The sequence below is a fragment of the Comamonas sp. GW821-FHT11H03 genome, assembly GCF_058807955.1.
In genome coordinates this window covers 368965-379292 of sequence record NZ_JBXARF010000001.1, presented here as the reverse complement: position 1 = coordinate 379292, position 10328 = coordinate 368965, and the positions used below count along the sequence as shown (strand labels likewise).

10 protein-coding genes and 2 tRNA genes are annotated in these 10328 nt (G+C 61.0%); 6 read left to right on the top strand and 6 right to left on the bottom strand.

The features are described from left to right. The 6 genes from AC1RTQ_RS01850 to AC1RTQ_RS01825 all read right to left on the bottom strand — a co-directional run bounded on the left by AC1RTQ_RS01850 (window position 1) and on the right by AC1RTQ_RS01825 (window position 5108). A tRNA-Met gene (locus AC1RTQ_RS01850) sits at window positions 1–77 on the bottom strand. 129 nt (window positions 78–206) lie between these two features. Beyond that, window positions 207–283: transfer RNA gene (locus AC1RTQ_RS01845), tRNA-Met, on the bottom strand. A 73-nt stretch (window positions 284–356) separates the two neighbouring features. Further along, the gene (locus tag AC1RTQ_RS01840) at window positions 357–1136 is read right to left on the bottom strand and encodes an enoyl-CoA hydratase (RefSeq protein WP_492873934.1); all 780 of its coding nucleotides are present in this window, start codon (window positions 1134–1136) and stop codon (window positions 357–359) included. Between the two features lie 96 nt (window positions 1137–1232). After that, complete coding sequence (locus tag AC1RTQ_RS01835) at window positions 1233–3050, bottom strand: M61 family metallopeptidase (protein WP_492873932.1); 1818 nt, start codon at window positions 3048–3050, stop codon at window positions 1233–1235. Window positions 3051–3144: 94 nt separating this feature from the next. After that, a complete protein-coding gene (locus AC1RTQ_RS01830) occupies window positions 3145–3852 on the bottom strand; it encodes a DsbC family protein (RefSeq protein WP_409815383.1) in 708 nt (235 codons plus the stop codon). A 128-nt stretch (window positions 3853–3980) separates the two neighbouring features. Then, window positions 3981–5108: an FAD-dependent monooxygenase gene (locus AC1RTQ_RS01825; RefSeq protein ID WP_302089130.1), complete on the bottom strand. Its 1128-nt coding sequence runs from the start codon at window positions 5106–5108 to the stop codon at window positions 3981–3983. Window positions 5109–5272: 164 nt separating this feature from the next. On the opposite strand from AC1RTQ_RS01825, the gene AC1RTQ_RS01820 reads away from it, so the two are divergent. The 6 genes from AC1RTQ_RS01820 (at window position 5273) to AC1RTQ_RS01795 (ending at window position 10310) form a co-directional block, all read left to right on the top strand. Further along, window positions 5273–6160 carry an MOSC domain-containing protein gene (locus tag AC1RTQ_RS01820; protein WP_492873930.1) on the top strand — a complete coding sequence of 296 codons (888 nt, stop codon included), beginning with the start codon at window positions 5273–5275 and terminating at the stop codon, window positions 6158–6160. A 107-nt stretch (window positions 6161–6267) separates the two neighbouring features. Next, entirely contained in the window at window positions 6268–6591 is a 324-nt protein-coding gene (locus tag AC1RTQ_RS01815) for a hypothetical protein (protein ID WP_492873928.1), read from the top strand. A 274-nt stretch (window positions 6592–6865) separates the two neighbouring features. Then, window positions 6866–7960 (top strand): redox-regulated ATPase YchF, encoded by a 1095-nt coding sequence (gene ychF / locus AC1RTQ_RS01810; RefSeq protein ID WP_304351908.1) that lies wholly within the window; start codon window positions 6866–6868, stop codon window positions 7958–7960. 202 nt (window positions 7961–8162) lie between these two features. After that, on the top strand, window positions 8163–8825 hold the full coding sequence (locus AC1RTQ_RS01805; RefSeq protein ID WP_304352139.1) for a TetR/AcrR family transcriptional regulator: 663 nt from the start codon (window positions 8163–8165) through the stop codon (window positions 8823–8825). A 206-nt stretch (window positions 8826–9031) separates the two neighbouring features. After that, window positions 9032–9877: a phytanoyl-CoA dioxygenase family protein gene (locus AC1RTQ_RS01800; protein WP_492873926.1), complete on the top strand. Its 846-nt coding sequence runs from the start codon at window positions 9032–9034 to the stop codon at window positions 9875–9877. Window positions 9878–9899: 22 nt separating this feature from the next. Beyond that, window positions 9900–10310, top strand: a complete 411-nt coding sequence (locus AC1RTQ_RS01795) for a RidA family protein (RefSeq protein WP_492873924.1) — start codon at window positions 9900–9902, stop codon at window positions 10308–10310. Window positions 10311–10328: the final 18 nt, after the last annotated feature.

Here is a 10328-nt window from a genome sequence, read left to right as displayed (position 1 = left end):
TGGTGGTCGTAGCGGGACTCGAACCTGCGACATCAGCATTATGAATGCTGCGCTCTAACCAACTGAGCTATACGACCGACAGCCCGCAATTGTATAGGAAGAAATTGCCTTGGCAGCCAAGTTGGGATTTTTTGTGTGCAGCCTGCAGCGGTCTCGGGGACAAAGAAAAAACCGCAGTGCTTTTGCAAGCACTGCGGTTTCCTGTTTGGTGGTCGTAGCGGGACTCGAACCTGCGACATCAGCATTATGAATGCTGCGCTCTAACCAACTGAGCTATACGACCGAAGACAGCGATTATATGCAAAAAATAGCTGCTTCAATTGGTTTGCTGAAATTTCTTGCGAAAAATCTGCTGCTTACTGGTGGGTGAAGTTTGCGGGGCGCTTGTTCACGAAGGCGTCCATGCCTTCCTTCTGGTCCTGGGTGGCAAACAGGGCGTGGAACAGGCGGCGCTCGAACATCACGCCGTCGGACAGTCCGCTCTCGAAGGCGCGGTTCACGGACTCCTTGGCAGCCATTACGGCCAGCTGGGAGAAGCCGCTGATGATGATGGCGGCGCCCAGCGTCTCTTCCATGAGCTTGTCAAAAGGCACGACGCGGCTGACCAGACCGGCACGCTCGGCCTCACTGGCATCCATCATGCGGGCGGTCAGAGCCATGTCCATGGCCTTGGCCTTGCCCACGGCACGCGGCAGGCGCTGCGTGCCGCCGGCACCGGGAATCACGCCCAGCTTGATCTCTGGCTGGCCGAACTTGGCGTTATCGGCAGCGATGATGAAGTCGCACATCATCGCGAGCTCGCAGCCGCCACCCAGGGCAAAGCCGCTGACGGCGGCAATCACGGGCTTGCGGATGCTGCGAATGGTTTCCCAGTTGCGCGTGATGTAGTCGCCGCCATAGGCGTCGGCAAAGCTGTACTTGGCCATGGCACCGATGTCGGCACCGGCGGCAAAGGCGCGTTCGCTGCCGGTGATGATCATGCAGCCAATGCTTTTGTCTGCATCGAACTTCCTGAGCGCATCGCCCAGTTCGTCCATGAGCTGGTCGTTCAGGGCATTGAGCTGCTTGGGGCGGTTCAGCGTGATGATGCCGACTTTTTCCGCTTCCACGCGGACTTCGATGGTTTCGTAGGCCAAGTTTGTCTCCTGCTAAAGAATGAATCGCTGTTGCCAAGAATAACCGCTGAGCCTGGCTGCCGGCTGTCGCACAGCTGCGTCACTTTGGGGGCGGGCTCAGGCCGCAATGCCCGTCAGCCAGCGCTCTGCAGCGGCCTTGTCGCTGATTTCAAGCCCCAGATTGCTGATGGGGCTGGCGCTATCTGCATCCTCGCTGGCGGCTTTGGCGAGCAGGCCGCTCAGGTTCAGCGTCAGCTGCAGAATCTGCTGGTCACGTGCTACCCAGGCCGTGAGCTGATTGGAGCCGGCTGCGTACAGCTGCACATCGTCCAGTTTGCTGATGCGCCAGCGCTGACCATCGGCCTCGACGGCCAGCCATTCGTCCCCAGCCATCATGCCGGCCTGCTCGGCAGCTCCGCCGCGCAGCACGGTCTTGATCTGCACGCTATGGTTTTCCTGGACACGCAGGCCCAGTTTCTGTGCCAGCTGTGCAGGCTCGGCCTTGCTTTTGATTCCATGCGTGGCCAGCAGCTCGCGCAGCGGCAGGTCCTCGGTGGAATGCACCCAGGCTTGCAGCTGCCCGGCAATCTCGGGGTTGCCCACTTCGCTGACCACGGCCAGCACATCGGCTTCGCTGATGGGGCCGCCTTCACTGCAGCGCCACAGGCCGCGCATCACATCGTCCAGGCTGCCCGTACCGTTGGCGCGCAGGGCCAGATCGAGGCACAGAGCAACCAGCGAGCCCTTGGTGTAGTAGCTGACCGTGTGATTGGCAGTGTTCTCGTCCTGGCGGTAGTACTTGACCCAGGCGTCGAAGCTGGACTCGGCCACGGACTGCACCAGGCGGCCCGGCGTCTGCAGCACCTGGTTGATGGTGCGCGTGACGAGCTTGAGGTACTGGCTGTTGTCCAGCAGTCCGGCGCGGCGCAGGAACAGATCGTCGTAGTAGCTGGTGAAGCCTTCAAAGAACCACAGCAGCTCGGTGTAGTTCTCCTGCTCGTAGTCGTAGCGGGCCAGTTCTGCCGGGCGCAGGCGCTTGACGTTCCAGGTGTGGAAGTACTCGTGGCTGATCAGACCCAGCAGGGTGTTGTAGCCCTCGCCGGCCCTGGCTTCTGCCTTGCGCGGCAGATCGCGGCGGCCGCAGATCAGTGCCGTGCTGTTGCGGTGCTCGAGGCCGCCATAGTTGTCATCGACCACATTGAGCATGAAGACATAGCGATCCATGGGCGGCTGGCTGCCGTCGGCATGCCAGAAGGCGATCTCGGCCTCGCAGATCTTTTGTGTATCGGCGAGCAGGCGCTCGCCATCAAAGCTGGGCGCGGCACCGGCGACCACAAACTCATGGGGCACGCCGCCGACCGTAAAGCTGCCGCGCCAGAAGCGCCCCATTTCGACGGGGCAGTCCACCAGCTCGTCGTAATGGGCTGCCGTGTAGAGGCCGAAGCCGTTGGCGTCGACCTGCGCCGGCTTCAGGCCGGTGGCTACCTGCCAGCCCTCGGTGGCGGGGCTGCCGAGCAGCTCCAGGGCATGGGGGTGATCTTCCTTGCCATGCGCGCGCAGGCACAGGCTGGTGCCGTTGAAGAAGCCACGCCGGCGATCCAGCCAGGCCGTGCGCACCGAGGTGTCATAGGCGCAAACCTGATAGCTGATAACGCACGCTGAATCAGCGTTGCAGTCGATTTTCCATTGATTCTTGCTGAGCTGTTGCACGGTCACGGGCTCACCGTTCTGCGTGGCCTTCAAGCCCTGCAGATTCTTGGAAAACTCGCGCACCAGATAGCTGCCCGGAATCCACACCGGCAGCGACAGCAGCTGCTGCGCCGCAGGCTGGGCGATATGCAGCTCCACATCAAAAAGATGGGCGTCCACCGCGCTGGCCTGCACGGCGAAGCGGATGTCGGAGTGAATGCCGCAGGCATTGGGATCAGAGGTCATGGCAGCTCCAGAAATGCGGGCCGGAGCATGCGAACCTATCGCAGCGTGCCTGAAACTTCATCAGGTGCACGCTGCTCCGGCAATGAGACAGGGATTACTTGGCGGCGGCCAGGTGCTTTTCGACCTCGGCAGCCGAGATGGCGCCGGGCACACGCACATTGTTGGAAAAAATCACGGTGGGCGTGCCGGTGATCTTGTACTTGCGGCCGAAAGCCAGATTGCGCTGGATGGCGGCAGGGTCGCACTGGGCGGCTGGCGCGTTCTTGCTGTTCAGCATCTGCTCCTGCCAGGCCTTGGCCTGGTCCTTGGCGCACCAGATATTGCGCGACTTCTCGGCCGAGTCCGGGCTCAGGATGGGGTAGAGAAAGAGGTGGATGGTGACGTTGTCCACGCTCTGCAGGTCTTTCTCAAAGCGCTTGCAGTAGCCGCAGTTCGGGTCTTCAAACACGGCCATCTTGCGCTCGCCCTTGCCATGCACGATGGTGATGGCGTCCTTGATGGGCAACTGCTTGAAGTCCACGGCCGTGAGCTGGGTCATGCGGTCTTCGGTCAGGTTGCGGCGCGCCTTGGTGTCGATCAGCTCGCCCTGAATCAGATAGTTGCCCTTGGCATCGGTGTAGAAGATGTCCGTGCCCACGCGTACTTCGTACAGGCCGCTCATCGGGGTGGAGCGGATCTCGTCGATTTTCTCTAGCTGGGGAATGCGCTCGGTCAGCGTCTTCTTGAGGTTGGCATCCTGGGCATGCACGCTCAGGCCGAAGGTCATGCTGGCGGTGGCCAGCAGGCAGGCAACAAGTTTCATGGAAGATGTATGGGGCTGCAGCGCGCTGCAGCGTGGAAAGGATGAGGTCGGCTGCCATCCACTATGCATGAACGGCAGGGCTGTTGCTTGGACTACGGACTGAGTCAAGGGTTCCCTGAGCCGTCTTCTCAGAGCAGACCCATGGCCTGCTTGGCCATCCAGGACTTGAGCAGGCCGCTGCGCTCAAAACCCTTCATGCCCCAGTTGCGCAGCATCTGCACAGGCACTTCGGGACGGGCAAACAGCTGCTGCAGCCCGTCCATGGCCAGGCCCATGGGGGCCAGAGATGCCTTGCGCTCACGCTCGTACTGGCGCAGCAGCTTCAGATCGGCGGGGCTGCGCCAGTAGTCGCGCTCCTGAAGGATGCGTGCCAGAGTCTGCACATCGCCCAGGCCCAGGTTCAGACCCTGGCCGGCCAGCGGGTGGACGTTGTGGGCGGCGTCACCTGCCAGCACCCAGCTTTGTTGGCTGTTCCTGTCCAGCGGTCCGCACCAGCGGTCGGCCACGGCCTGCTGCAGAGGCCAGGTGGCGCGCTCGGCCACCAGCTCCAGCTGGCCCAGCGCATCCTGGCTGATGGACTGCAGGCGGGTGGTAAAGCTCTCTTCGTCGCTTTCCAGCCAGTCAGGCACCAGCGATTGTTCCAGCGACCAGACAACGGCCACTTCGTGACCGTCGGGTCCGCCCATGGGCAGAAAGGCCAGAATCCCTTCCGGCGTGAACCACTGGCGTGCAATGCCGCCATGCGCCAGCTCACAGCTCAACCGGGTGGCAATGGCGTGCTGGGAATAGGGCGTGACGGAGAACTCCACGCCGAATTCGGTGCGCGTGCTGCTGGAGCGGCCTTCGCAGACGGCGGTGAGTGCGGCCTCCACCGGTTCCTTGACGATTTCCACCTGGGGTTGATAGCGCACGGCCTCGGCCAGGCGCTGCTCCAGCGCGGGGACATCGACGATCCAGGCCAGTGCCGGCACTTCCTGAGAAGCTGCGTCGAACTGGATCTGGCCGTCCAGATCGCCAAACACCTGCATGCCGACCACGGGTGTGGCATCTTCGTCGTCAGGCCAGCAGCGCAACGACTGCAGCACGGCCCTGGAACTGGCATTGAGCGCATAGGCTCGCACATCCTTTTGCTGCGGGGATCGAGGCTGAGGTGGCGCCACCAGCGCCACACGCAGACGCTCACGCGCCAGCAAAAGAGCCAAGGTCCGGCCCACAATGCCGGCTCCACGAATACATACATCAAAGGTTTGCGCCATGTCCGGCATTGTAGGAGGCGCGGACAGGGCCTGCGCTCATAGAGGAAACCTCGTGCCATGCGGTCGCTGGCTGCAGCCAGCTATGCTGTTGATAGCGGGCTGTGCAGGTCAAGCAGGGACTAGAGGGCAAAATGAGAGATGAATCCGTATTCGAAGGAGATGTGATGACCGACAACGCCTATGACGTGCAGGGCCGGATTGCCGAACTGTGGATCTACCCCGTCAAATCCTGCGCCGGTATTGCCGTGCCGAAGGCCCGGCTCTCGCGCCATGGCCTGCAATGGGACAGGCACTGGATGGTGGTCGATGCCAATGGCGATTTCTTGACGCAGCGCAGTCATCCGCGCATGGCGCTGATCCGGCCCGAGATTACGGATGAGTACTTGCTGCTGCATTTTCCGGGCATGGACAGCTTGCAGATTCCTTTGCTGGTACAGGGCAGCAAATGCCGCGCGCGGGTCTGGAAGGATACGGTCGATGCCTGGGACCTCGGTGAATGGGCCGCGCCTGCACGCAGCTGGCTGAGTCGTGCTCTGGCGGATAACTGCCAGCTGGTGCGCTTTGATAGTTCGCAACCGCGCCGGGCCAGCGAGCGCTGGGTGGGCGATAGCGATGCTCCGGTGCATTTTGCCGACGGCTACCCTTTGCTGCTGCTCAGCCAGTCGGCCGTGGACGAGCTCAATCAGCGACTGACGCAGGCCGGCGAGGCTGCTGTCGATGCGCGGCGCTTTCGTCCGAATATCGTGATTGCCGATATCGAGGCCCATGATGAAGATCGTGTGGAACAGCTGGAGCTGCCCCAGTTGCCCGGTCTGAGCCTGCTGCCCTGCAAGCCCTGTACGCGCTGCCCGATTCCCGATGTCGATCCCGACACCGCCGAACCCGGCACGGCAGTGGGAGACTCCATTTCCAGCTATCGCCAAGATTCGCGGGTGGATGGTGCTATTACTTTTGGTATGAATGCCCTAGTGCTAGGTCTGCCTGACGCTGCGGATGCTGCCGCAGAGCTGGCTGTGGGCCAGCAACTGGTGGGTAATCTGCGCTTTGATTGAGGGAGTAGGCCTTTGACCCTCAAAGACTTGGGGCATCCCTGTAATAGTGATGCAGCGGAACCAGTGTCCAATAAGGCCATTGGCAGCGGCAACGAGGGGAGGGCGGCATGGCTGAATTCAAAACTGGCGATTTCGTGGTTCTCACCGGCAGCAGTGCGTTTGCCGGAAAGATCGCTCGCCTGACTTTTCGTGCCCCCGACAGCGATTTCTGTCTGCCCGACGGTCATGGTCATATTGGCTGTGAGGCCGGAGACTGGGTGCTGGAGTTTGCCCAGAAGGTGCCGGCCTTGATGCGCGGCTGTCGCACTCCCTGCATGACCAAATATCTGTGCAGTCCGCAATCCCAGTTCCGGCTGCTGCAGGAGACTGCCGGGCTGGAGCAATTGTTTGGCCCGATGCGGCAGAGTTCGTCTGCGTTGGCTGCTGATTGACTCGGCATTTCTCGGACTTTTTCTCCCAAGCCTGTCTTTGCGCAGGCTTTTTTGCTTTCTGGCCGGAGCAGCGGCGCAATCTACCGCAGATGAGCAGAGATTGCCGGGTCATTACAATCGAGGGCTTTCCGTGGCCAAACCAGGACGAAACTCTGGGTGAACAGAGTGCGTATGGGTCACGCTTCAAAAGAACCGGATTCGCGACGATGCGGATCGGGCACTTCCGCCACATGGGTGTGGTGCTCGATAGTGCATTGATACATAAGGAATTTCCATGAGCCTCAAATGCGGCATCGTGGGCCTGCCCAACGTGGGCAAGTCCACTCTTTTCAACGCCCTGACCAAGGCCGGCATCGCCGCCGAAAACTATCCCTTCTGCACGATCGAGCCCAACACCGGCGTGGTGGAAGTGCCCGATCCACGTCTGGATCAGCTCTCCGAGATCGTCAAGCCCGAGCGTATTGTTCCCGCGATCGTGGAGTTCGTGGACATCGCCGGCCTGGTGGCTGGTGCTTCCAAGGGCGAAGGACTGGGCAACCAGTTCCTGGCCCACATCCGCGAAACCGATGCCATCGTCAACGTGGTGCGCTGCTTTGAAGATCCCAACGTGATCCACGTGGCGGGCAAGGTGGACCCGATTTCCGACATCGAAGTCATCCAGACCGAGTTGTGCCTGGCCGACCTGGCCACGGTGGAAAAGGCGGTGAACCGCTACAGCAAGGCTGCCAAGTCCGGTAACGACAAGGAAGCTGCCAAGCTGGTGGCGCTGCTGACGCCCATTCAAGCAGCCCTGAATGAAGGCAAGCCCGCCCGTGTGGTGCCGGTGTCCAAGGAAGATGCGCCCCTGCTCAAGCCTTTCTGCCTGATCACTGCCAAGCCCGCCATGTTTGTGGGCAACGTGTCCGAAGACGGCTTTGAAAACAATCCTTTTCTGGATCGTCTCAAGGAATATGCAGAAGCTCAGGGCGCACCCGTGGTGGCCATCTGCGCCAAGATTGAGGCCGAGATGGCCGAGATGGAAGACGAAGACCGCGATATGTTCCTGCAGGAGCTGGGCCTGGAAGAGCCTGGCCTGAACCGCCTGATCCGTGCAGGCTTCAAACTGCTGGGCCTGCAGACCTATTTCACTGCCGGCGTCAAGGAAGTGCGTGCCTGGACTGTGCGTGTCGGCGCTACGGCTCCTCAGGCTGCAGGCGTGATTCACGGTGACTTCGAGCGTGGCTTCATTCGTGCCCAGACCATTGCCTTTGAAGACTTCGTCGCTTTCAAGGGCGAACAGGGTGCCAAGGACGCAGGCAAGATGCGCGCCGAAGGCAAGGAGTACGTGGTCAAGGATGGGGACGTGATGAACTTCCTGTTCAACGTCTGACTTCGGACTGTTGCCTCACATGTTGCGTGAGGTTTTGAGAAACCCCGCAAATCCATTGTTTGCGGGGTTTTTTGTTGATTGTTTGTCTCACGATACCCCATGCTGTCTTGGTAGCATGAACCGCGCTTGACGGTGCAGAGGCGGCTACCGTGGTGAGGAGTGCTTTCCCTCAGATCCGAGCCGCATTCCCCAGTATTTCTCGATGAACCAGAAAAAAACCAGACCAATACGCGCCGACGATGCGACTCAGCCTGCCCCGGCCCGGGGGCGCCCGGCCGGCGACCATGATGCGAAACGCAAGGAGTTGCTACGGGCCGCCGCTGCGGTGATTGCCCAGGAGGGCTACGCCAAAGCGTCATTGCGCACAGTTGCGCAATACGCTGGCCAATCGACGGGTGCCGTGACGTACTACTTTGCAAATAAGGAGGAGCTCATCATTGCCCTGCTTGAGAGCGCATTCGACCGCTTCGATGCCATGCTGGAGTCGGTACGGGAGAGCGGCAACATCCGGGCGCTCTTCAGGTATTGGCTGGCCCTGAGCAAACGCAGCACGCAGTTGCATGCCGTATCCGAACTGCTTGCGCAAGGGCGCTATGAGCCTGCGTTCGCGAAGGTCATCGCGCGGCGATATGCGCACTATCGCAAAACCCACACTGAGATTCTCAAAGCAGCGCAGGAGCGTGGCACGGTCCGCGGTGACATTGCGGCCGAAGTGCTTACAGACCAGCTTGTGGCAATGGGGGATGGCTGGATGCTGATGTACCCCGTAGAGCCAGAACGATTCACGCCCCAACGGATCCGGACGCTGATCGACGCAGTGGACATCCTGATCACGCCTGCCCCCGCCACACATACGGCCCCCTGATGGCCTTCTTTGAACAAATTTTGCCTGCCTGCAGCTAGCCGGCAGCAGCCCTGGGTTGAGGCTTTCAATATTGCATAACGACTGTTATGTAAATATGGGATTTCATTAACATAACGATCGTTGTGTTAAATCGTGGAGCTCGCTAAAGTGGTTTTGTCGAGGCCGGCAATCGCCTGCCGCATAGATTCACACTCAGGAGCCTGCCCATGTTGACCAACCCCGAGATGCGCGACCAGTTTCGCAACGACGGCGCTACTCTCTTTAGGAACTGTCTCAACGAAGTCCGACTGGCGCAGTGCTACGACGCCTTCAAGTGGGACATGGCCCACCCCGGCCCCAACGTCTACAAGGGGCGTCTCATCGGCACCGGGCTGGAAACCCATATCGACAACGCCAACCCCCAGGCCAAGGCCAAGCTGGACGACTTAGCGGCCTCGTTGCCCTTCGGTCAGATCTTCCAGGAGTTGTGGGGCTCGGAGAACGTCTGGTATTTCGCCGAGGAAATCTTCGCCAAGGAAGGCGGCAAGAGCGGGCGCGGCCCCTGGCACCAGGACACGGCCAACTTGCCCTGGGCCGGCCGCCATTGGGGCAATGCCTGGATCAGCTTTCAGCATTTGCCCGAAAAGAATGCGCTGCAGATCGTACGCGGTTCGCACCTGGGCATTCAGTACGACGGCGCCAGCTTCCAGAGCGCGGACGACCCGACCGACCCGCTCTACGGCGACGGCACCTACCCGCGCTTGCCGCACATCGACAAGGAGCTGGCGCAGGACTCCCAATCCTGGGACGTGCTCTCCTTCGAAATCAACCCCGGGGACGTGCTTTTTCTACACCCGCGCTCGCTGCACGGGGGGGCGCCAGTGGATGCCGATTGCCCCACCCGCCACACGCTGGTGATGCGCTTCTTCGGTGATGACGCGACCTTTCGCGAGTTGCCTACTTGCCGGACGGACTACGCCCGCAACGGCATGTTGTTCCGTGAGGAGATGGCCTCCCTCAAACAGGGCGAGCCGTTTCGTCGGCCCATGTTCCGCCAGATTGCGGGCGTTTGAGCACAGCAGGAGTATCCACAGCATGAAGCGACAAATGATTACCCCTGCATCGGTGAAGGCGCGGCAGTACGATCAGATGCATTTTTCGTCGGCTACCCGTGTCGGCGACATGATCTGGGTGTCTGGCCAAGTGGGATTCGACGCTGCAAGGGGCGAGCCGGGCGAGGGCATGGCGGAGCAGGCCAGGCTGGCCTTCCAGAATCTGAAAAACGTACTGGCCGAAGCGGGCGCCACGATGGCCGACATCGTCGAGATCATGACTTTCCATACCGATCTGCGCAGCCCTGATATCCACGCATTCGTGCAGGTCAAGGACGAGTTCCTGCCCGACCGCTATCCCTCCTGGACCGCGGTCGGCGTGGCGCAACTGGCGAATCCGGCCTTTCTGGTCGAAGTCCGCGCCATCGCGGTAGCGGGCTGCGGAGCAGATTAGCGCCCCTGGTCTGCAGGC